Here is a 22,637-nt window from a genome sequence, read left to right as displayed (position 1 = left end):
CGCACAGCGGATTTCCGTCCCCTGTGGACAACTCAGGAGATTGTGGGGAAGTCCGGCGCGGCCACGTCGAACGTCTTGCCCTCCTGGGTGAGCAGGGCGCCGAGCACGGCGGCCTTGCGGGTCACGTTCTTCGCGTCGCCCCACTTGACCACCCGCCGGTCGGCGAGGGTCAGCCGGATGTCGGTCGGGGTGCGCGCGGTCACCGAGACGACCACCTTGGCCAGCTGGGGCGGGACGCCCGCGAGGACGGCGGTGGCCGCCCTGGTGGCGTTGTCACCGCTGGCGTCGAGCACGGGCAGGCCGGGTGGGGGCGCCTTGATGGTCCCGTAGTCCACGCCTGCCGCGTCCAGCAGGTGTGCGCCGTCGTCGCGTACCGCGACCGCGACCGGTGTCCGCTCGGTGATCGCCAGCTCCACCGTCGCCGGGAAGGACCGGCTCACGTCGACCGACCCCACCCGGGGCAGTTGGCGGATCCTGGCGGCGATCTCGTCGGTGTCCAGCGTGGCCAGCGGCGTGCCCGGTTCGATGGCGGCCGCCGCGCGGACCTCGTCCGCGGTGAGGTCCTTGATGCCGGTGACCTCGACGGTGTTGGCCCCGAGGACGGGGGTGAAGAACACGAGCACGACAAGGCCGGTCACGGCCAGGAGCGAGCCGAGCACCGTCCACCGGCGGACGAGGTAGCGGCGTGCCGTGCGCCTGCGCGCGGGCCGCTGTGCGCCACGCGGCCTGCGCCGGGTACGCCTGCCGGGGACGGTGCTGGTCACGCCTCGCGCTCCAGCTCGGCGAGCACCTCGGGGCCGAGCATGGTCACGTCACCCGCGCCCATGGTCAGCACCAGGTCGCCGTTCTTGACCAGACCCGCGACCAACGCGGGCACGCGCTCGAACGAGGGCTCGTAGTGCACGCGCTCAGCCGGTAGGGGCACCGCGTCGGCGACAAGGGCGCCACTGACACCAGGCTTGGGCTCCTCTCGCGCACCGAACACGTCGAGGACCACGACCTCGTCGGCCAAACCCAACGCGGTGCCGAACTCGGTCGAGAAGGTCTCGGTGCGGGAGTACATGTGCGGCTGGAACACCACTACGACACGACCACCCTGCGCGGCGGGACGTACAGCCCGCAGCTGGGCGTCGACCTCGGTGGGGTGGTGGGCGTAGTCGTCGTACACGCGAACGCCGGCCGCGGTGCCCTTGTACTCGAAACGCCTTCGCACACCACCGAACGCGGCAATGCCCTCGCCGAGTTCGGCCAACGGCGCCCCGAGTTCGATACCCGCCAAGAGGGCCGCGACAGCGTTACCCGCCATGTGCTCGCCAGGTACCGCCACCCCGAGCTCGATCTCCTGGCCACCCAGGGTGAGCCGAGCGAGGCCAACCCCGTCCGCGGGCCGGTAGTCGAGGATGGTGGCGTCATCCGGTCCCGTGGCCAGGCGGCCATACCTGCGAACGCGGATGCCCTTGTTCTGGGCGCGCTCGGCGAGCGCGGCCGAACCGGGGTCGTCCGCGCAGGCGATGAGCACGCCGCCAGGGGTGATGCGGTCGAGGAACGCGTCGAACACCGCGACGTACGCCTCCACGGTGCCGTGGTGGTCCAGGTGGTCGGCCTCGACGTTGGTGACCACGGCGACCGACGGCGAGAACACGAGGAACGAGCCGTCGCTCTCGTCGGCCTCCGCGACGAACGCGCCCCCGGTGCCGTGGTGGGCGTTGGCACCGGACTCGTTGAGGTCACCGCCGATGGCGAACGACGGGTCGAGCCTGCAGTGCTGGAGCGCCACGGTGAGCATCGAGGTCGTCGAGGTCTTGCCGTGTGTGCCCGCGACACAGGCGATCTGGTGGCCGACCATCAGTTCGGCCAGCGCCTGCGAGCGGTGCAGGACCGTCAACCCGCGCCGCCGAGCCTCGACCAACTCCGGGTTGGTGTCCTTGATCGCGGTGGACACGACGACCGCGGTAGGGCCGCCGGGGAGCAGGTCCAGGTTCTCGGCGACCTGCCCCACTGCGATGCGCGCGCCCTGGGCCCGGAGGGTCAGGAACGTGCGGGTCTCCTTGGCGTCGGACCCCGACACCGCCGCGCCCCTGGCCAGCAGGATGCGGGCGATGCCGCTCATCCCCGCGCCGCCGATGCCGACCAGGTGCGCGCGCTCCAGCGGGCCGTTCACGACACGCCCTTGGCCGCGGCGTCGAGGACCATGCGGGCGAGCACGTCGGCGGCCTCGCGGTGACCGGTGCCCTGCGCCGCCGTGCTCATCGCCGACAGGCGCCCGTGGTCGGTCAGCATCGGGACGACCAGTTCGGCGACCTTGGCCGGGGTCAGGTCAGCGTCATCGACGAGGACAGCGCCACCGCCGTTGACCACCGGTTGGGCGTTGAGCGCCTGCTCGCCGTTGCCGTGCGGGAGCGGCACGTACACCGCGGGCAGACCTACCGCCGAGACCTCGGCGACGGTCATCGCTCCGCAGCGGCACAACGCGGCGTCCGCGGCCGCGTAGGCGAGGTCCATGCGCTCCAGGTAGGGCACGGCGACGTAAGACGGCGCGCCTGGGACTGCCTGGACCGCGAGCGTGTTCTTGGGGCCGTGCGCGTGCAGGACCCCGATTCCAGCCTCGGCGAACTCGCGCGCCGCGCCGGACACGGCGGTGTTGATGGACCGGGCACCCTGGGAGCCGCCGAACACCAGCAGGGTCGGGGCGTGCGGGTCGAGGCCGAAGAACGCGCGGGCCTCGGCGCGCAGCGCGGCCCGGTCCAGGTTGATGATCGACTCGCGCAGCGGGATGCCGATGACCTCCGCGCCGGGCAGGCCGGAGTCGGCCACGGCCACCGCGACCCGCTCGGCGAACCGGGCACCGACCTTGTTGGCCAGACCGACCTTGGCGTTGGAGTCGTGGACCACGATCGGCACGCGGCCGCGGGCGGCGAGGTAGGCGGGGAGGGCGACGTAGCCGCCGAAGCCGACCACCACGTCAGCGCCGACGCGTTCGAGGACCTCGCGGGTGGTCTTGACCGCGGAGCGCACCTTCAGCGGCAGCTTCAACAAGTCCACATTGGGCTTACGGGGCATGGGGACGGGTGGGATCATCTCCAGCGGATAGCCACGCGCGGGGACGATGGTCTTCTCCAACCCGCGCTCGGTCCCCAGGGCGACGACACGGGCGTCCGGGCGCAGCCTCATGACCGCGTCGGCCAGCGCTAGCGCGGGCTCGATGTGCCCGGCAGTGCCACCCCCCGCGATCACCACGCACGGACCCGTGCGGGTGGGCTGACTGGCACCGGTGGGACCAACGGTCAACGACGTCCTCCTTTGGAGTTCCGCGGCGTACCGCGGCTTGTCTTCTGCCGGGCGAGGGCCGCACCGCCCGCCCGTGGGTAACCCTGACGTTCCGGGGCGCGCTTGCGCGGCTCGGCCTGCGGCGTGCTCCTGCGCTGCGCGGTGCCCCTCGGCGGTGTGGTCGGCCGCGCGGGCTTGCGCTTCTTCGGCGGCTTGTACGGCTGGGGCGCGGTCAGCTTCATGATCTTGCCGAACCGGCCGGGGCCCTGGGACCGCAGCGCCGACACCGCCTCGGGCTCGTTCCTGGCGCAGTTGGCGAGGATGCCGAACACCAGCATGGTGACCACGACCGAGGTGCCGCCGGAGGAGATCAGCGGCAACGTGATGCCGGTGACCGGGAGCATCCCGACCACGTACCCGATGTTGATCGCGGCCTGCGCGACCAGCCACACGGTCAGCGTGGCGGCGACCATCCGGATCCACGGGTCGATGTTGCGGGTGGCGATGCGCATGCCCACCACGGCCAGCATCGCGAACAGGCCGAGCACCAGGACGCAGCCCAGGAACCCGAGCTCGTCGCCGATGAGGGCGAAGATGAAGTCGTTGTGCACGTTGGGCAGGTAGCCGGACTTCGACGGCCCTTGGCCAAGACCACGGCCGAACAAACCGCCGTCGGCCAGGGCGAGCTTGGCCTGCAACGCCTGGTAGCTGCTGCCCGCGAGGTCTTCCTCGGGGCTCAGGAAGCTCAGCACCCGGGCCAGCCGGTAGTCGGTACCGACCGCGAGCAGCGCGACACCCGCGAGACCGCCCAGGGCAAGCGCGCCGAACAGGCGCAGTGGGGCCCCGGCGAACCACAGCAGCGCGACGAGCACCACGCCGAGGGTGATGGTGCCGCCCAAATCTGGCTGCAACATGACCAGGGCGAACATGAGCAACGCCACCGGTACGACTGGCACGAGCAGGTGGCGGTACCGGTGCAGGACAGCCCGTTTCAACACGAGCACGTGCGCACCCCACAGCGCCAACGCGAGCTTGCAGACCTCGACCGGTTGGAACGAGAACGGTCCGAGCCTGAACCAGCTCTGCGTGCCGTTCAACGTGCTACCGAGCGGGGTGAGCACGGCCATGAGCAACAGGATGCTGCCCGCGAGCGCGGCTGGGCTCAGCGCCCGGATGCGCTCAAGCGGGACGCGGAGGCCCAACCAGAACAGGACCGCCCCGATGAGCACATAGAGGAGCTGCTTCTTGAAGACGGTGTAGAGACCCGCGCCCGTCTTGAGCGAGATCACCGACGACGCCGACAGCACCATCACCAGGCCGAGCGCGGTGAGCAAGGCGAACACGGCCAAGACGAGGTGGAACGAGGCGAGCGGTCGACCCAGCCACGCGGTCAACGCCGTGCGGACCGCGAGGAACCGCCCACCGGTGCTGGCGGCGCGGCGCGGACGGGCAGCGGTACCGACGTTCCCGGCGGTATCGTGCGCGGTCATCACCGGCCCCCGGTGGCGCCGTCGCTCGTGGCCGCGCTGCCGTCGAAGGTCGAGTTCACCCTGGCGCGGGCGACCGCCTCGGCGAAGGCGTCGCCGCGGTGGGCGTAGTCGCGGAACATGTCCATTGAGGCGGCAGCGGGCGCGAGCAGCACGACGTCACCCGGACGTGCCATGGCGCCTGCCGCGCTGACCGCTGCGATCATGGGTTCATGGTCTCCCGGGGCCGGCCGTCGGACGGGGACATCCGGGGCGTGTCGCGCCAGCGAGGCAGCGAACGCGTCGGCGTCCGCACCCAGCAGCACGACGCCGCGCAGGCGTCCGGCGACCGCCTCGACCAGCGGATCCACCGTCGCGCCCTTGAGCAGACCACCCGCGATCCACACCACGGACTCGAACGACAGCAGGGAACCTGACGCCGCGTGCGGGTTGGTGGCCTTGGAGTCGTTGACGTAAGAGACCCCGTTCACCTCACCGAGCGGGACGGCCCTGTGCGCGCCCGGCTGGAACGCGCGCAGCCCCGCGCGTACCGCATCGGGTGACACCCCGAAGGATCGCGCCAGCGCGGCAGCGGCCAAGGCGTTGGCGACGTTGTGCGCACCGACGACGTTGAGGTCGGCGAGGTCAGCCAGTTCCACGGCCTGCTCGCCCGGGTCGGCCACGAACGCCCGGTCCACCAGGAGGTCCTCGACCAGGCCCAGCTCGCCGGGCCGCGGCACGCCGAGGCCGAACCCGACCCGCACACCGCCGTGCTCGGCGGCGAGACGGCCGGACCACTCGTCGGCGGTGTTGCGGACGACGACCCCCGCGCCCGCGTAGGCACGCCCCTTGGCCTTGGCGTATTCCTCCATGGAGCCGTGCCAGTCGATGTGGTCTTCGGCGAGGTTGAGCACTACGGCGGTGTGCGCGCGCAGCGACCGCTGCCAGTGCAACTGGAAGCTGGACAGCTCTACCGCGAGCACGTCATGTCCGGCGCGGATGGCGTCGATCACGGTCAGGCCCACGTTGCCGCAAGCGATGGCGTTGCGACCGTCAGCGCGCAGGATCTCAGCGAGCATGCCGACGGTGGTGGTCTTGCCGTTGGTGCCGGTGACCACGAGCCAGGCGGGCGGTTGGGGCAACCGCTGCGACATCAGCCAGGCCAGCTCGACCTCGCCGATGACATCGATGCCCGCGGCCACCGCTGACGCCAAGAGCGGGCTGCTCGGCCGCCAACCCGGGCTGGTGACTACGAGCGAGGTGCCCGTCGGCGGCTCGGTGAGGCCAGGCACCAGCGTGGCGCCGGTATCGGCCAGTTCCGCCAACCGCTCGGCGTTCCCGTCGGTCACCGTGACCTCGGCGCCCATCTCCAGCAGCGCCACGGCCACCGACCGCCCGGTCACCCCGGCACCGGCCACCAGCACCCTGCCGGTGACCAGGCCGGTGAAGGGCCCGGTCACACGCCGCCGCCCAGCGCGAGCCAGTCGGCGTAGAACAGGCCGAGGCCGAACATCGCGCAGACGCCCGCGAGCAGCCAGAACCGGATGATGACCGTGGTCTCCGCCCAGCCTGCCAACTCGAAGTGGTGGTGGAACGGCGCCATCCGGAACAGCCGCCGCCTTGTGGTGCGGAAGATCGCGATCTGCAGCACCACGGACACCATCTCGACCACGAACAGGCCGCTGATCACGATCATCAGCAGCTCGGTGCGGGTGGTCATGGACAGACCAGCGACCAGGCCGCCGAGCGCGAGCGAGCCGGTGTCACCCATGAAGATCTTGGCGGGTGCCGCGTTCCACCACAGGAAGCCGATGCAGGCGCCCATCGCGGCCGCGGCGACGATCGCCAGGTCCAGCGGGTCGCGCACGTCGAAGCAGGCGGGCTCGGCCACCCGCGAGCAGTCGTGGCTGAACTGCCAGAACGAGATCACCACGTAGGTGCCCATGACCATCGCCGACGAACCGCCCGCGAGACCGTCGAGGCCGTCGGTGAAGTTCACCGCGTTCGACCACGCTGACACCGCCAGGTAGCAGAAGACGATGAAGCCGATGCCACCGAAGGAGATGATGGTGATGTCACGGACGAAGGACAGGTTGTCCGAGGCGGGGGTGAGCTGACGCTCGTCGGGGAAACGCAGCGCCAGGAGCGCGAACGCGATCGCGACGACGAGTTGGCCGACCATCTTCGCGGTCTTGTTCAGGCCGAGGTTGCGCTGCTTGCGGATCTTGATGAAGTCGTCGAGGAACCCGACCAGGCCGAGACCGGTGGCCAGCATCAGCACCAGCAGGCCGGAGGCGGTCGGCGAGTCACCCCGCCCGGACCACGCGTTGACGATGTGCGAGGTGCCGTACCCGGCCCACATGGCGATGATGATCGCCACGCCACCCATGGTGGGGGTGCCGCGCTTGCTCTTGTGGCCCTCGGGGCCCTCTTCGCGGATCTCCTGCCCGAAGCCCTGCCGGGAGAAGACCCGGATCAGGTACGGGGTGAGCAGGATCGAGATGACCATGGCGATCGCGGCGGCGATCAGGATGCTCTTCACCGGGCGCCCTCCGCCAGCAGCGCCTCGGCGACCCGCCACAGGGCGGCGGCCTTGGACGCCTTCACGAGCACAACGTCACCTGGCGCCAACTCGGCGCGCAAGAGCGCCACCGCGGCATCGACGTCCGGCACCAGCACCGACTCCTCTCCCCACGAGCCTTCCAGGCTCGCCCCCTGGTGCATCGCGCGAGCCTGCTCGCCGACGACCACCAAGCGGTTGATGTCCAGTCGAACGGCGAGCCTGCCGATGTCGTCGTGCGCCCGCACGGACTCCTCGCCCAGCTCACCCATCACCCCGAGGACGGCCCAGGACCGGCGGCGGTTGCCTGAGCGGGCCATCGTGGCGAGCGTCTTGAGCGCCGCGCGCACGGACTCGGGGTTCGCGTTGAACGCGTCGTTGACCACGGTGACGCCATCGTCGCGGGTCACGACCTCCATCCGACGCGCGGAGACCCGCTGCGCGCCGGTCAGGCTGTCCGCCACCTGTTGCACCGTCGCACCCAGTTCCAGCGCGATGGCGGCGGCGGTAAGAGCGTTGCCCACGTGGTGGGCTCCGTGCAGGCCGAGGGAGACCGGAGCGTCGCCCTGGGGGGTCCGCAGCAGGAAGCTCGCACGCGCTTGGTCGTCGAGAGTGATGTCGAGTGCGCGCACCTGGGCGGACTCGGCTTCGCCGACGAGCACGACCCTGGCCTTCGTGCGCGACGCCATCGCGGCCACCAGTTGGTCGTCGGCGTTGAGGACCGCGATGCCGTCCTCGGGCAGCGACTCGACCAGCTCGCCCTTGGTGCGGGCGATGTCCGCACGGGTGCCGAACTCGCCGAGGTGCGCGGTGCCGACGTTGAGCACGGCGCCGACGCGGGGCGGGGCTGTGTCGCACAGAGCGGCGATGTGGCCAGGGCCGCGCGCGGACAGCTCCAGCACCAGGTGCTTGGTCTGCCTGTCCGCTCGCAGCACGGTCCAGGGGTGACCCAGTTCGTTGTTGAACGACCCGGGCGGCGCGATGGTCGGCCCCAGCGGCGCGAGCACCTGCGCGATGAGGTCCTTCGTGGAGGTCTTGCCCGAGGAGCCCGTGATACCGACAACGGTCAGACCGTCAGCGGTGAGCCTGTCCGCGACAAACCGGGCAAGTCGTCCCAACGCCGCGAGCACCGCCGCGCCCGAGCCGTCTTTGTCGCCGGTCAGCGCCACCGAGCGCGTGTGCGCCTCGGACACCGGCGGCACGAGGATCGCCGGAGCGTCCACCGCCCGCGCGGCCAGGACCGCGACCGCGCCGGACTCGACCGCTTTCGCGGCGTAGTCGTGGCCATCGACCTTGTCGCCGGGCAGCGCGACGAAGAGGCCGCCTGCCGTGATCTCCCGGGAGTCGAACTCCACGGTGCCGGTCACCACTGCCGCCGGATCCGCTTGGTGCACCGTGCCGCCGACGATGTCAGCGACCTCTCGCAAGGTAAGAGGGATCATTCGGTCACCGTGCCCAGTCGCTCGCGGATGGCCGCGGCGAGCTCGTCGCGGTCTGAGAAGGGATGCACAACGCCCGCGACCTCTTGGCCGGTCTCATGGCCCTTGCCCGCGATGACGACCACGTCCCCATCGCGCGCGTTCGCGACCGCGGTGACGATAGCCCGCCTGCGGTCACCGATGTCGACAACCTCGCCGCGCTCCGCGGACGGCACCTCGGTGGCCCCGGCGAGCATGGCGGCCCGGATCGCGGCCGGGTCCTCACTGCGCGGGTTGTCGTCGGTGACCACGAGCAGGTCGCTGCGCCTGGCCGCGGCCGCGCCCATCAGCGGGCGCTTGGCGGTGTCGCGGTCGCCACCGCAGCCGAGCACGACGATCACCCGCCCGTCGGTGCGTGCCCGCATCGCGTCGAGGGCGAGCGCGACGGCCTCCGGCTTGTGCGAGTAGTCGACGACCGCGGTGAAGTCCTGCCCCAGCGCCACCCGTTCCATCCGGCCGGGCACCCTGACCTGGGCGAAGCCCTCGACGATGGCCTCGATCGGCACGCCAGCGGTGTCCAGGATCGCCGCCGCCAGCAGTGCGTTGGCGACGTTGAAGGTGCCGGGCATCGGCAACCTCGCCCCGGCGGTCCGGCCACCGGGGGCGTGGATCCGGAAGGTCTGCTCGCCGCTGAGCGAGACGCGCAGGTCCGACGCGGTCCAGTCGGCCGCCCCGGTGGTGGACACGGTGGCGGTGTGGTCGCGCACGAGCCTGCGCCCCCACTCCTGGTCGACGCAGACGACCTCGGCGGCGGAACGGCCGTCGAACAGCAGCGCCTTGGCTTGGAAGTAGTCCTCCATGTCGGGGTGGAAGTCCAGGTGGTCCTGCGAGAGGTTGGTGAACGCCCCGACGGCGAAGCGGGTGCCCGCGACCCGGCCCAGCCGCAGCGCGTGGCTGGAGACCTCCATCGGCACGTGCGTGACACCGCGTTCGACCATCACCGCCAGCAGCGCCTGCAAGTCGGGGGCCTCGGGCGTGGTGAACGCGCTGGCCAGCCGGTTGCCCGCGATGCGGGTCTCGACGGTGCCGATCAACCCGGTCGTCAGGCCCGCCGCGGCGAGGCCCGCGTCGACGAGGTAGCTGGTAGTGGTCTTGCCGGACGTGCCGGTCACACCGAGCACGCTCAGCGCCAACGACGGCTCCCCGTAGACCCACGCGGAGAGTGGGCCGAGCGCGGCGCGCGGGTCCGGGTGGACGACCACCGGCAGACCCGAGTCCCGCACGGCCGGGTGCTCGGCACCGGTCGGGTCGGTGAGGACGGCGACGGCGCCGGAGGCGACCGCCTGGGCGGCGAAGTCGGCGCCGTGCGCACGGGCGCCGGGCAGCGCGGCGAACAGGTCTCCGGGAAGGACGTGCTGTGCGCGCAGCGTCGCGCCTGTGACGACCACATCGGACACCGGGTCCGCGGTGGCGTCCCCCGTCGAGAGCCGGGCGTCCGCGCGCGCGATCAGCGAGGCGAGCGGGACGGGCTGGATCCGGGTGGGGCGAGGCGGCGCTGTGACAGCCTTGCCTTCGAGCTTGGCGGGCACGTCGCGGAAGGCTACCTGCGCACGGAGGGCGACCACGCGGCCCCTCGATCGCGGGACCCCGGCGGTATGCGGTAGGTGAGCGCACCGTGATCACCACCCGGCCCGAACCTCGGCCTTGTCACACGATCGGGTGGTCGTCGTTTTCGCAGGTCAACAGCCCCGCGATCGGCGTACCGTCGAACTTGTGTTCACCACGATCCAGCGCGCACGGCGCGCAGCGAAGCGGGGCGGGCCCGGGTGGTCGCCGGGCCCGCCCCGGCACACGGTCCTCAGCGGACGATCCCCCCGCGAACCGCTACTTGACCAGCGGGACCACCGGCGCGGCCGAGGCGGAGAGGGGGATGGAGTAGCGCTGGGTCAGGAACGAGGCCACGTCGTGGAAGAACGGCGCGGCGGAGTGACCGTCCGGAGTGGAGTAGGAGGGCGTGTCGTAGACCATGCCCACCACGAACCGGGGCGAGTCGGCGGGCAGGATCCCGGCGAAGGTGATCCAGTACTTGGAGTCGCTGTAGCGGCCTGCCGACTGGTCGAACTGCTGCGCCGTGCCCGTCTTGCCGGAGATCTGGTAGCCGGTCACCGCCGCGGCGGGTGCGGTACCGCTGTTGCCGTTGGGCGCCTTCTGCGTCACCGCGCGCAGCATGTCGCGGGTCGTGCGTGCGGTCTCGGGGCTCACCACGCGCACCGCCTCCGGGCGCGGTTCCTCCACCCGGGTCCCGTCCGGGGCGATCTTGGCCCGCACGATCCTGGGCGGCACCCTGACCCCGTCGTTGGCGATGGCCTGGTACATGCCCGCCATCTGCAGCACGGTCATCGACAGGCCCTGGCCGATGGGCAGGTTGCCGAAGGTGCTGCCGGACCACTGGTTGCGCGGCAGCAGCCTGCCCGGGCTCTCGCCCGGCAGCCCGACGCCGGTGCGCTTGCCGATGCCGAGCTTGTCCAGCAGCGCGGCGTAGCGGTCCTGGCCGATCTGGTCGGCCAGCATCAACGTGCCGACGTTGGAGGACTTGGCGAAGACCCCGGTGGTGGTCAGGTTGATCCGGCCGTGCGGCCAGGCGTCGCTGACGGTCCGGTCGGCGACCTGGATGGAGCCGGGCACCGAGTGCACCGCGTCCGGGGTGGTGATGCCGTACTCGATCGCGCCCATGGCGGTGACGATCTTGTTCACCGAGCCCGGTTCGTACGGGGTGGTGACCGCGGCGTCGTTGAGCAGCTTGGGGTCGAGGCCGCCGGGCGCGTTCGGGTCGAAGGTCTTGTCGTTGGCCAGTGCGTAGATCTCGCCGGTCTTGGCGTCGAGCACCACGACGCTGACGCTCTTGGCCTGGCTGCGCTTGCCGAACTCGGCGGCCTTCTGCTGCACGAAGTACTGCAGGTCGGCGTCGATGGTCAGCTCGACATCGGACCCGTTGACGGCGGGCTGCACCTTGTTGGGCGCGCCGACGATCACCACGTCGGTGCCGCTCGCGGTCTCCACGACCTGCACGCCCGGCGTGCCGGACAGGTCGTTGTCGCGCAGCATCTCCAGCCCGATCAGGCCGTGCAGGCTGTGCTTCTTCTGCTCCGGGTCCTCCATCCGCCAGTTCGCGTACCCGAGCACGTTGGCCGCCAGCGACCCGCCGGGGTACTCGCGCTTGGCCCGGTCCTCGACGTTGAGCGAGCCGTGCAACGCCACCAGTTCACGCGCCTTGGCGGGCTCCACATCGGTGGCGAGGTAGGTGAACTTGTCCTCCGACCGCAGCTTGGTCAGCAGGTCCTGCTCGGAGACCTGCGGCCCCAGCACCCTGGCCATGTCCGCGGCGATGGAGGCGGTCTCCTCGTCGAAGGTCACCACGTCCTTCGCCTTGCTCTTGGCCGCCAACTCCTCCAACGCCTTGCGCTGCGCGGCGGGCCGGTAGGCCAATGCCTTCACGTCCACGCTGAACGCCAGCTCGACCCCGTTGCGGTCCACAATGGAGCCGCGGGTCGCCGGGATGGGCAGGTTCAACAGCCGCTGCTTCTCCGCGCGGGCCGCGAGCGCCTCCGCCTCGAACCCCTGGACCTGCACCAGCTTCAACCCGGCCGCCACCAGCGACGCGATCAACAGGAACCGCACCACGACCACCCGCACCCGGTGATCGGTCCCCGCCGCCCGCTTGGTCACCCGCCGCAACCGCATCGGCGAGACGCCCCGCCGCTTGGGCCCCTTGCCCTTCCCCCGAGCATGCCCCGGCTGCGCACCCCCAGCCCGACCAGCGGTACCACCCCGCGGCACACCACCGGCACCATCCCCCCGGCGCACATCCCGCGCACTCCCCCGCCCCGCGGCACCCCCATCGCCACGACGCAGTTCCCGCCCACGATCCCGCCCATCACCCACGCCACTCACCCGCCGAACACCCGCCCCACCGCCGCCATCCCCACGACGCAACTCCCTGCCACCATCCCGCCCCCCACCACCAGCGCCACCCCGCCGCGCCCCAACACCCTGACCACCACTGCCACCCCGCCCTTCACCCGCGTCACCGCCCCGCCCACCACTCCCCCGCAGCGAGCCATCGCCACGAGGCAGCTCCCCACCACTGCCCCCCTCACCCGAACCGCGACCGCGACCGCCACCCGTACCGCTACCCCGCAGCGAGCCACCACCACTGCCACGAGGCAGCTCCCCACCACTGCCCCGCCCCTCACCCGAACCGCTACCGCGATCGCCACTCACGCCACTACTCCGCCCCGCGCCGATACCAGCACTGCCGCCGCCACGGGGCGATTCCCCGCCGCTACCGCGTCCGTCATCCGCACCGCTGCCGCTGCCGCTGCCACGAGGCAGGTCCCCACCGCTGTCTCGCCCATCACCCACACCACCGCCCCGACCGCCACTACCCCTCAACGCCCCAGCACCCCCGCCACGGGGCCGTTCGCCACCACTGTCCCGCCCATCACCCGCGCCGCTACCCCGCCCCGCCCCAGCACCGCCACTACCGCCACGGAGCGATTCCCTGCCGCGACCGTCACCCGTCCCCCTGCCCCGCCGCGAGCCAGCACCACCACTGCCGCGAGGCAGCTCCCCACCACTGTCCCGCCCGTCACCCGAACCACCGCCGCGCCGCGCACCACTCACGCCGTCCCTGTCCCCACCGCGCGGCCTTCCAGCGTGTCCGTGACCGTGTCCCCGCGGCAGATCCGCACCGCCGCCGCCATCACCAGGACGCGCGTCCCCGCCACCGTCGCGGCCGTCACCCGCGCCGCCACCCCGCCGCACACCACTCACGCTGTCCTCATCCCCACGGCGCGGTTCTCCACCGCTCCCACGTCCGTCGTCCTTCCGCACACCCACTCAGTCGGGGCCACCGTGAACCGCCTCAACGGGCGTGCCGGTCCCGGCGCCCGACCGACCGCGGCCGAGGGGAGCCAGTCGAGATCACGTCGAACTGCCTGTGGCTCGCGTGACCGCAGCCGAGAGAGGCGAGGTGATCCAGCGGAGATTTCCGACCTGCGGTGGTCCATCGCTCGGGTGGGGGTGGCGGACACGGGGGTGGCGGACACGGGGGTGGCGGACACGTTTGTCGGCCCGGCGAGGGAGTCCGAAGGGCGGCTGGTGCCGCGGTCGGGGCCCGTTGTCCGGGTGGGGGCTGTGGTCCGGGTGGGGGCTGTTGTCCGCCGGGTTCGGGCGATCCGGGTCCGGGGGGACCCCGGGCCTGTGGTCGCCGAGCGGCGGGGCCGCATCAGCCTGCTCCGCCCGGGGGTGGGGTGGTCTGACCCTCGGCGGGGTCGATGCGGGCCTGGTTGGGGCTCAGTGGGGTTGCCTGGCCTGTGCCCGCCCCGGGGGTGGGCTGTTCGGCCGGGGGTTGGGCAGCCGCGGGCTGGCCCGCGGCGGGTTGGCCCGTGCTCGCCTGGCCTGCGGGCGGGGTGGTGCCGTCCGCCGCCGGTGGAGTGGGGTCGGTGGCCGCGGGGGTGGGGGTGGCCGCGGGTGGGGTCGGGTCGGCCGGTGGGGCGGCGGGCTTGGCGGTGCCGACCAGTTCGACGGTGCCGTCGGGCTTGAGCCTGAGCCAGGCGGAGTCGCCAGCGGGGACCATGCCCAGGTCCTGGGCGCGCTTGGCGAGGGCGGGGGCGGCCTCCTGCTGGGTGACCTCCTGCTGCAGCAGGGCGGCCTGCTCGGCGAGCTCGCCCGCCGCGCGCTTGGCGCTCTCCAGGCGGTACGAGTCCGCGATGGCCTGGGTGGTCAACCACAGCGTCGTCGCCACACCGACGGCGAGCAGCGCGATGATCAGGACCACGAACGACGCCCGGCCCGCGCTGGCCTCCTCGGCCACCCGAGCCGACGACGTGTGCGGGCGGACGCCTTCACGCTGGGCCCGCCGGGCGTAGGCGCGTTCCGCGGCGGCCGTGCGCGGTCGCTGCACAGCTCGCCGCGGCTTGGGGGGCGTCTCGAGCAGGCCCACCTGAGCAGGGGTCTCCACAGTGGACTGAGCTGCCCGGCTCTTGCGGACCGCGCGTCCAGTGGGCACCGTGCCCCGCGCGCCGCGAACAGACCGCTCCCCGTCAGCCCTACCCGACCGACGCCCGGACGCCCCCGAACCCTCCACATCCGACCGACGACCACCGGAACCAGACCCGTCGACGTCGGCCTTGGTCGACCGGCGAGTGCTGCCAGCGCGGCTGGTCGAACCGGGGCCGTCGGCGTCCGTGTCGGGTGAGCGGCGGCGGGAGCGGCTGGGTGAGCCGGAGGTCTCCTGGTCGGCGGTCGTGGTCCGGGTCGAACGCGGGGTTCGCCTGGGGGGTGTGCCGAGGACGCGGGTGGTCTGGGTGGGACCGTCCGCGTCCGGGGGGATGGGGTCTTGCCTTGCTTGTGCTCTACCGGTCACCGATTCACCATGTTCCGCACCGACACCCCGGTCGTCCTCGTCGGACCGGGTCGTTTCCCGCTGTTGGCCGGGTTCGCGCTGGGCGCGCACCGAGCCGCGCCGCGCCCTCGGCAGCCGCTCCGCGGGGGCTGGGGTGCCGCCGTCGGGGGTGGTGTCAGGGGTGGGGTGGCGGGACTGGGTGGGCAGGCGGCCGGTGCTGCTCGGTGGGGCGGTCACGGTGCCTCCCGGACGCGTTCGGCGGCGCGGAGCCGGACTGACTGCGCGCGGGGGTTGGCGGCGACCTCGGTCTCGTCGGCCACCTCGGCGCCGCGGGTGAGCAGGCGCAGTTGCGGGGCGTGCTGGGGCAGTTCCACCGGCAGTCCGTGCGGCGCGGTGGACTTGGCCAGTTCGGTGATGGCCCGCTTGACGATGCGGTCCTCCAGCGACTGGTACGCCTCGACCACGATCCGGCCGCCGACCGACAGGGCGGTCAGCGCGGCCGGGATGGCGCGGCGCAGGACGTCGAGTTCGGCGTTGACCTCGATGCGCAACGCCTGGAAGGTCCGCTTGGCCGGGTGGCCGCCGGTGCGCCTGCTCGCCGCGGGGACCGCGTCGTAGAGCAGTTCGACGAGGCGGGCGCTGGTGGTGAACGGCTCGCGTTCGCGTTCGCTCACCACGGCCCGGGCGATGCGGGCGGCGAAGCGCTCCTCGCCGTACTCGCGCAGCACCCTGGCCAGGTCCCCTGCCGAGTAGCCGTTGAGCACGTCGGCCGCGGTCTGCCCGGTGGTCTGGTCCATGCGCATGTCCAGCGGCGCGTCCTTGGAGTAGGCGAAGCCGCGGTCGGCCACGTCCAGCTGCATCGAGGACACGCCGAGGTCGAACAGCACCCCATCCACACGCGACAGTCCCAGGTCGACCAGGGCGTCGGGGAGTCCGTCGTAGACGGTGTGCACCAGGTGCACCCGGTCGCCGTGGCGGGCCAGGCGCTCACCGGAGAGGGCGAGGGCGTTGGGGTCGCGGTCCAGGCCGATCAGGGTGAGCCGGGGGTGTGCCGAGAGCAGGGCGTCGGAGTGCCCGCCGAGGCCGAGGGTGGCGTCCACCAGGACGGCGGGGCGGTCGGCGATCGCCGGGTGCAGCAACTCCAGCACCCGCCGCACCAGGACCGGCTCGTGGCTGGGTCGATCCGTCACCAGCACACTCCAGTCCCACATACACCAGCGGTCCCACACACACCGGAAGTCCCACGCACACCGGACCCACGCACGCGACCAGCCACACCGGACGCGCGCCGCGCCGCCATGGCAACCACCCCTCTCCGCACCAGGTCAACCCGCCCGAGATGAGCACCGGGTGCCGCCAGGTCCCCGCCCGCTCGTCGGACCTGGCACCGGGGAAGGTGTGCCAGGGCCGAAGGCGAGCGGACCGAGGCCAAACGGCACCCGCGCCCCGCGCTCCGTGTCAGAACACGCCGGGCAGGACCTCCTCCCGGGCCTGGGAGTAGCTGTCCTCGTGCTCGTCCAGGTAGGTCTGCCACGCCTGCGCGTCCCAGATCTCCAACCTGGTGATCGCACCGATGACCACGCAGTCCTTGCTGAGCCCCGCGTACTTGCGCAGCTCAGGCGCGATCGCGACCCGCCCCTGCCCGTCTGGTCGCTGTTCGTCGGTTCCGGCGAACAGGTACCGCTGGTAGGCGCGGACCGCCTCGTTCGTCAGGGGTGCCGCGGCGACCTTGCGTGCCATCTCCTCGAACTCCGCGCGTGGGAACACGTAAAGGCAGTGATCCTGACCCTTCGTGACCATCAACCCACCCGCGAGCGCTTCCCGGAACTTGGCGGGCAGCGTGAGCCGCCCTTTGTCGTCGAGCTTGGGGGTGTGCGTGCCGAGGAACATCCGCCACACCCACCTCCCACCGAACCGGTCGGATCGGTCATGGGGCCCCCGTCTGCCCCACTTGGCGCCACAGTACCCCACTTTTCACCACAGTCAACGCGAATCGCGCGGGATTCGGACCGGCCGGTTCGGCGTTTTCGCAGCTAGAGCCGCTGGGGTGGATGTGGGGGGCGGTGGGGGCCCAACCGGGCCGGGCTATCCCACCCGCTGCGTTATAACGGACAAATCCGACGCGCTGTCCAGCCCGAACCGCATGTCAAAGCCCTGCGTGGGGCGTTGTGGTGGCGGTGGGAGCGCTCCGGTGGGGCGCGGTGGGGAGCCCGGCGTGCTCACCCATTCGGGTACCGCTCGTGGTGTCGCCGACCGATCACCGACCGTCATCGCCGCCGCTGGGGCCGGGGCGGGTGCCCGGCGCGGCGGGGCCGCCCACCGCCGACCCGGGCACCGGTGCCGTGACAAGATCCACAACAGCACGTCGCGGGCGTGGACACGATCGTGACCGCACGGCGGCGCGGCGGCCTATCCTTGGGCGCGAGCCCGGGCGATGGCCACCCGTCGCGCGGTCACCCGGTGGAAGGCGTTGGGTACTTCGCCCTCGTTTGACACACTCCGTGGCAGGCTGTCGCGGCCACGCCGATGTGGTGGCGAGCACGTGGGGGGCGCCGCGCGCCGAGCCCGACCGCGCCCGGAACACCGGTGGCGGCGGTAGGCGGTCGGCGCCGAAGAACTTCGGTCAGCCGCCGAGGAACACCAGGAGGTCGCGTGACGTCGAGCACCCCGCATGCCGCCCTGCCGGGCAACCCGTACGGAGGCCCTGGTGGCGAGCCGTACGCGGGGCACAACGGGGGGTACCCGGCCCAGCCAGGCGCCCACCCCGCGCCGCACGAGCAGGCCCAGCAGCGCCAGCCGGGTCGCTTCGACGACCTGCACGCCACCGCGCAGCGCATCGCGCAGAACGTGGAGCGGGTGCTGGTCGGCAAGCCGGAGGTGGTGCGCATCGCGCTGGTCACCCTGCTCGCCGAGGGCCACCTGCTGGTCGAGGACGTGCCGGGCGTCGGCAAGACGTCGCTGGCCAAGGCGCTGGCCCGCTCGATCGACTGCACGGTGAGCCGCATCCAGTTCACCCCGGACCTGCTGCCGAGCGATGTGACCGGGGTGTCCATCTTCAACCGGCAGACCAACGAGTTCGAGTTCCGGTCCGGCCCGGTGTTCGCCAACATCGTGGTCGGCGACGAGATCAACCGCGCCTCGCCCAAGACGCAGTCGTCGCTGCTGGAGTGCATGGAAGAGCACCAGGTCACCGTCGACGGCAACACCTACCCGCTCGACTCGCCGTTCATGGTGATCGCGACGCAGAACCCGATCGAGATGGAGGGCACCTACGCCCTGCCCGAGGCCCAGCGCGACCGGTTCACCGCGCGGGTGTCGATCGGCTACCCGGACCCGCAGGCCGAGTTGGCGATGGTCGACGAGCACGCGGCCCGCGACGTGTGGGCGACGCTGCGCCCGGTGTCCGACGCCGACCAGGTGCGCGGGCTGATCGACTCGGTGCGCTCGGTGCAGATCGCGCAGGAGGTGCGCCGCTACGCCGTGGAGCTGGTGTCGGCGACCCGGCGGCTCTCGGAGATCCGCATCGGTGCCTCGCCGCGCTCGACGCTGCACCTGGTGCGGGCCGCCCGCGCGCAGGCGGCGCTGTCCGGCCGGGACTTCGTGGTGCCCGACGACCTGCACGTGGTGGCCGTCCCGGTGCTCGCGCACCGGCTGGTGCTCACCCCGGAGGCGCAGGCGTCGCGCCGCTCCCCCGCCGACCTGATCCGGGGTCTGCTGCAGCGGGTCCCGGTGCCGCAGGCCACGCCGGACGCCGGTGGCGCGCCGTGGACCGGGCCGCGCGGGCGCTAGGGGAATCGGATGCCCGGAGCCCTGTCGGGACTGACCACCCGCGGACGGTGCCTGATCGCGGCCGGGCTCGCTGCCGCGGTGTGCTCGGTCGTGCTCAACGAGCGCGACCTGATGCGTGTGTCGGTGTTCGTGGTCGCGCTACCGCTGCTGGTGTGCGTGGTGACCGCGGTGTCCCGAGTGGGCTTACGGGCGCAGCGGCACATCTCCCCTGTCCGGGTCCCGGTGGGGGGTCGCGCGGAGGTGGCGCTGTCCGTGCAGAGCACGGGCAGGCTGCCCACGGTCGGTTTGCTTGTCTCCGACGGGGTGCCGTACGCGCTAGGTGGCAAGCCCCGATTCCTCATCGAACACCTGCCCCGCCACACGGGGACACAGCTGCGTTACACGCTGCAGCCGATGTTGCGCGGTATCCAGCAGATCGGCCCGTTGAAGGCGACCGTCACCGACCCGTTCGGACTCGCGGAGTTCGAGCGCGAGTTGGCAGGCACGTCCCGGATGGTCGTGGTGCCCAGGGTGGTGCGGCTGGCCGGGGTGCCAGGCGGGTCGGGCCTCGGCTCCGGTGACGACGGGTCCGTGCGGCTGAACGCGGGCCAGGGCGAGGACGACGCGGTGGTCCGGCCGTACCGGCAGGGCGACGACCTGCGCAAGGTGCACTGGCGCTCGACCGCCAAGCGCGACGAGATGATGGTGCGGGTCGAGGAGAGCCCGTGGCGCGGCGGCACGACCGTGCTGCTCGACCGCAGGGTCGCCGGGCACCGCGGCGCGGGGGCCGGGTCGAGCCTGGAGTGGGCGGTGTCCTTCGCCGCCAGCGTGTGCGTGCACCTGCACCGCCACGGCCACCAGATCCGGCTGGTCACCGAGACCGGCGGGGTGCTGGTCAGCGACGCGGGCGACGGCGCGCACAGCGACACCGCGGTGCTCGACGCGCTGGCCGCGCTGCAACCGGTGCACCAGCGCGACATCTCGTGCCCGGCCGACCCCGGGCACGGCCAGGAGCTGATCGCGGTGCTCGGCGCGGCGACGCCGGAGTCGGTCAGCCAGCTGATCCGCTACCGCACCCGGGGCACGCGCAGCCTCGCGGTGCTGCTCGACACCCCGGCGTGGGGCACCGGCGACGGCCCGGACGTGGACCCGACGGCGGCGGCGAGCCTGCTCGCGGGCGCCGGGTGGGGCGTCACGATCGCGCGGCCGGACGTGCCGATGACCCAGGTGTGGGCCGGGGTCTGCCGCACCGGCAACCGGCGCGGCGACACGATGATCGCGGGAGCCGGGACATGAATGAGCAACCGCCGCAGGCAGCGCGGGCGCAATGGTCGACCACGGTCACCCCGGTGGTCGCGGCGGTGACCACGCTGTGCGCGTCGACGGCGCTGTCCGGGGTCATCTCCGGCGGCAGGTGGCTCGGCCACGCCGGTGTCGCGGTGATCGTGGTGACCGCGATCGGCCTCGGCCTGCGGGCGATGCGGGTCCCGACGCTGCTGGTCGGGGTGGCGCAGCTGGTGGGGTTGCTGTTCCTGCTGGTCGCGTTGTTCACCGACAGCGGGGTGCTGGGGATCTTCCCCGGCCCGGACGCGTTGGACGACCTCGGCTCCGTGCTCAGCGACTCGGTGGAGGCGGTGCGCACGGGGGTGCCGCCGGTGGCCGAGACGAGACCGGTGCTGTGCCTGGTGGTCATCGCGATCGGGTTGGTCGCGGTGCTGGTCGACACCCTGGCGGTCGCCGCGGGCGCCCCGGCGGCGTGCGGGCTGGTGCTGCTGTGCGTGTACGCGGTGCCCGCGTCGCTGGCCGACGAGCTGCTGCCCTGGTGGTCGTTCGTGCTCGGCGCGAGTTCGTTCGCGGCGCTGCTCGCGGTCGACGGGACGCACCGGCACCGGCTGTGGCGCAACCGACCGGCGTTGCCCGCGACGGGCACGAGCGTGGGGTCACCGGTCGCGATGGTCTCGTCCGCGTTGGTGCTCGGTCTCCTCGCGGGCACGCTGATCACCTGGATCGGGACCGTCGGCAGTCTGCCGGGTGGCGGCAACGGCGGTGGCAGCGGCGGCGGGTTGGCGTTGAAGCCGTTCACGAAGCTGCGCGGCATGCTCGACCAGGGCAGCAACGTGGAGCTGCTGCGGGTGCGCGGTCTCGGCAACGAGAGCCGCTACCTGCGCGCGATCACCCTTCCCCGCTACGAGCGCGACGGTGGCTGGGTGGCCGCGGACGCGCTGCCCAACAACGTCCCCGCCGGACTCGCCCTGCCGCTCGCGCCGGGGGACGACGGCCAGGGCGAGGTCACCAGGATCGAGATCGAGCCGGTCAACTACGAGGACCTGTGGGCGCCGGTCTACGGCACCCCCCGCAACCTGCGCGACCTGCCGGAGGGCATGTTCTACGACCAGGCGGGCGGCATGGTGTTCTCGCACAGCATGCGCAAGCTCGACCGGTACGTCGAGGACGCCGACCTGACCCAGCCGAGCGCGGACCAGCTGCGCCGGACGAGCACCGACTACGACGAGATCGACCCGGTGTACCTGTCCGCCGACGGCATCGACGCCGAGGTGGTGACGCTGGCCAAGCTGCTCACCGACAACCAGCAGTCGGTGTTCGACAAGACGATCGCGCTGCAGAAGTACTTCGCGACCACCAACGGCTTCCAGTACAAGACGCAGACCGCGCTCACCAGCGACGAGAACGCCCTCAAGGAGTTCCTGTTCAACTCCAAGGTGGGCTACTGCGAGCAGTACGCCTCCGCCATGGCCATCCTGGCCCGCGCGGCGGGCATCCCGTCCCGCGTCGCCATCGGCTACACGGCGGGCTTCCTGTCCGGCGACTACCGCTCGATCACGACGCAGGACGCCCACGCGTGGGTCGAGGTCTTCTTCCCCGGCCAAGGTTGGGTCACCTTCGACCCCACCCCCCTCGCCGACGGTCGCGCCTACGAGCCCCCTTACGTCAGCTCCGATGCCAGCACCCGCCCGTCGACGAGCGTCACGCAGGAAACCGTCCCCACGGGCTCGGCCAGCACTACCGCCGCTCCCCGCAGCGAACGGCCCGACCCGGACCAGCAGGCGGGCAAGCTCGGCGCGAACGGCTCGACTGACTCGGCGTGGCCGTGGCAGGCGTGGACCGGCATCGGCCTGGGCATCGTCGCGGTCCTGCTGTCGATCCTCGCGACGACCGGGGGCAGGCCCGTGGCGAGACCGTTCGCCATCATCGCGGCGTTGGGGGCGGGCGTGTTCCTGCTGTCCCTGCTGTCGTGGTGGCTCAGCGCCCTGCTGGTGGTCCTCGCCCTGTCCGCCATCCCGGCGACAGTCCGCGACCTGCACCGCCGACGCCGCCGCACCGCCCTGTCCAGCGAGGACGCGGCCACCGCGGCGTGGACGGAACTCATGGCGGAGTCCTGGGACCGGGGCGCGGAAACCTCGGACACCGACACCGTCCGCACCGCCGCCCGCCGCCTGGCGAAGGAACACAGCCTGGACGACGGCTCGAAGCAGGCATTGCGCACGGTGGTCAACTCGGTCGAGCGGTCCTGGTACGGGGGTCACGCGGAACGCGACCCGGAACTGGGCCGCGCTTTCGACGAGGTCGTGTCCGGCATGCGCAAGTCCTCCCCCCTGGACTGGAAGGGTCGCCTGCTGCCCCGGTCGGTCGTGTCCCCGAAGCGAAAGTCCAAGAAACCGGACTAGGGCAAGTTGTCCACAGGCCGCCCCGCACACACCACGCCCTGTCGCCCTGCCTCGGTAGGCTGTGCA

General features: G+C 72.2%; 16 protein-coding genes. 3 read left to right on the top strand and 13 right to left on the bottom strand.

What is annotated here, in order from left to right; translation table 11 throughout:
• Positions 1-32: 32 nt before the first annotated feature.
• The 13 genes from CLV68_RS13755 to mraZ form a co-directional block, all read right to left on the bottom strand.
• Positions 33-764: a cell division protein FtsQ/DivIB gene (locus CLV68_RS13755; protein ID WP_121390694.1), complete on the bottom strand. Its 732-nt coding sequence runs from the start codon at positions 762-764 to the stop codon at positions 33-35.
• Entirely contained in the window at positions 761-2,161 is a 1,401-nt protein-coding gene (gene murC / locus CLV68_RS13750) for a UDP-N-acetylmuramate--L-alanine ligase (protein WP_121390693.1), read from the bottom strand. Before murC ends, CLV68_RS13755 begins: the two co-directional genes overlap by 4 nt.
• Positions 2,158-3,288: an undecaprenyldiphospho-muramoylpentapeptide beta-N-acetylglucosaminyltransferase gene (gene murG, locus CLV68_RS13745; protein WP_121390692.1), complete on the bottom strand. Its 1,131-nt coding sequence runs from the start codon at positions 3,286-3,288 to the stop codon at positions 2,158-2,160. The genes murC and murG overlap by 4 nt, the downstream gene beginning before the upstream one ends.
• A complete protein-coding gene (gene ftsW / locus CLV68_RS13740) occupies positions 3,285-4,757 on the bottom strand; it encodes a putative lipid II flippase FtsW (RefSeq protein ID WP_121390691.1) in 1,473 nt (490 codons plus the stop codon). The genes murG and ftsW overlap by 4 nt, the downstream gene beginning before the upstream one ends.
• Entirely contained in the window at positions 4,757-6,193 is a 1,437-nt protein-coding gene (gene murD / locus CLV68_RS13735) for a UDP-N-acetylmuramoyl-L-alanine--D-glutamate ligase (RefSeq protein WP_121390690.1), read from the bottom strand. Before murD ends, ftsW begins: the two co-directional genes overlap by 1 nt.
• Positions 6,190-7,275, bottom strand: coding sequence for a phospho-N-acetylmuramoyl-pentapeptide-transferase (gene mraY / locus CLV68_RS13730; RefSeq protein WP_121390689.1), 1,086 nt, complete (start codon positions 7,273-7,275; stop codon positions 6,190-6,192). The genes murD and mraY overlap by 4 nt, the downstream gene beginning before the upstream one ends.
• Positions 7,272-8,735 carry a UDP-N-acetylmuramoyl-tripeptide--D-alanyl-D-alanine ligase gene (locus CLV68_RS13725; RefSeq protein ID WP_121390688.1) on the bottom strand — a complete coding sequence of 488 codons (1,464 nt, stop codon included), beginning with the start codon at positions 8,733-8,735 and terminating at the stop codon, positions 7,272-7,274. Before CLV68_RS13725 ends, mraY begins: the two co-directional genes overlap by 4 nt.
• The gene (locus tag CLV68_RS13720; RefSeq protein WP_483902888.1) at positions 8,732-10,336 is read right to left on the bottom strand and encodes a Mur ligase family protein; all 1,605 of its coding nucleotides are present in this window, start codon (positions 10,334-10,336) and stop codon (positions 8,732-8,734) included. The genes CLV68_RS13725 and CLV68_RS13720 overlap by 4 nt, the downstream gene beginning before the upstream one ends.
• Positions 10,337-10,595: 259 nt before the next feature.
• The gene (locus CLV68_RS13715; RefSeq protein ID WP_121390687.1) at positions 10,596-12,452 is read right to left on the bottom strand and encodes a peptidoglycan D,D-transpeptidase FtsI family protein; all 1,857 of its coding nucleotides are present in this window, start codon (positions 12,450-12,452) and stop codon (positions 10,596-10,598) included.
• Between the two features lie 938 nt (positions 12,453-13,390).
• On the bottom strand, positions 13,391-13,513 hold the full coding sequence (locus CLV68_RS35625) for a hypothetical protein (protein WP_281274659.1): 123 nt from the start codon (positions 13,511-13,513) through the stop codon (positions 13,391-13,393).
• Between the two features lie 485 nt (positions 13,514-13,998).
• Positions 13,999-15,354, bottom strand: coding sequence for a cell division protein FtsL (gene ftsL / locus CLV68_RS33360; RefSeq protein WP_147459979.1), 1,356 nt, complete (start codon positions 15,352-15,354; stop codon positions 13,999-14,001).
• Positions 15,351-16,307 (bottom strand): 16S rRNA (cytosine(1402)-N(4))-methyltransferase RsmH, encoded by a 957-nt coding sequence (gene rsmH / locus CLV68_RS13700; RefSeq protein ID WP_121391184.1) that lies wholly within the window; start codon positions 16,305-16,307, stop codon positions 15,351-15,353. Before rsmH ends, ftsL begins: the two co-directional genes overlap by 4 nt.
• A gap of 268 nt (positions 16,308-16,575) precedes the next feature.
• Complete coding sequence (gene mraZ / locus CLV68_RS13695) at positions 16,576-17,007, bottom strand: division/cell wall cluster transcriptional repressor MraZ (RefSeq protein ID WP_121390684.1); 432 nt, start codon at positions 17,005-17,007, stop codon at positions 16,576-16,578.
• A gap of 762 nt (positions 17,008-17,769) precedes the next feature.
• On the opposite strand from mraZ, the gene CLV68_RS13690 reads away from it, so the two are divergent.
• The 3 genes from CLV68_RS13690 to CLV68_RS13680 are packed head-to-tail and all read left to right on the top strand — an operon-like array spanning position 17,770 to position 22,571.
• Positions 17,770-18,906 carry an AAA family ATPase gene (locus CLV68_RS13690; RefSeq protein ID WP_211346492.1) on the top strand — a complete coding sequence of 379 codons (1,137 nt, stop codon included), beginning with the start codon at positions 17,770-17,772 and terminating at the stop codon, positions 18,904-18,906.
• A 9-nt stretch (positions 18,907-18,915) separates the two neighbouring features.
• Positions 18,916-20,181: a DUF58 domain-containing protein gene (locus CLV68_RS13685; RefSeq protein ID WP_092778817.1), complete on the top strand. Its 1,266-nt coding sequence runs from the start codon at positions 18,916-18,918 to the stop codon at positions 20,179-20,181.
• Complete coding sequence (locus CLV68_RS13680; RefSeq protein ID WP_121390683.1) at positions 20,178-22,571, top strand: transglutaminase TgpA family protein; 2,394 nt, start codon at positions 20,178-20,180, stop codon at positions 22,569-22,571. The genes CLV68_RS13685 and CLV68_RS13680 overlap by 4 nt, the downstream gene beginning before the upstream one ends.
• Positions 22,572-22,637: the final 66 nt, after the last annotated feature.

It is taken from the genome of Actinokineospora cianjurensis, from assembly GCF_003663795.1.
Classification (GTDB): Bacteria; Actinomycetota; Actinomycetes; order Mycobacteriales; family Pseudonocardiaceae; genus Actinokineospora; species Actinokineospora terrae.
Note: the sequence above shows the minus strand (reverse complement) of the source record. Positions and strands in the feature narration are given on the sequence as shown.

Coding starts and splice junctions, on each gene's coding strand:
- CLV68_RS13680 (WP_121390683.1), top strand. CDS start 20,178: ATGAATGAGCAACCGCCGCAGGCAGCGCGGGCGCAATGGTCGACCACG.
- CLV68_RS13715 (WP_121390687.1), bottom strand. CDS start 12,452: ATGCGGTTGCGGCGGGTGACCAAGCGGGCGGCGGGGACCGATCACCGG.
- ftsW (WP_121390691.1), bottom strand. CDS start 4,757: ATGACCGCGCACGATACCGCCGGGAACGTCGGTACCGCTGCCCGTCCG.
- CLV68_RS13685 (WP_092778817.1), top strand. CDS start 18,916: ATGCCCGGAGCCCTGTCGGGACTGACCACCCGCGGACGGTGCCTGATC.
- CLV68_RS13725 (WP_121390688.1), bottom strand. CDS start 8,735: ATGATCCCTCTTACCTTGCGAGAGGTCGCTGACATCGTCGGCGGCACG.
- mraZ (WP_121390684.1), bottom strand. CDS start 17,007: ATGTTCCTCGGCACGCACACCCCCAAGCTCGACGACAAAGGGCGGCTC.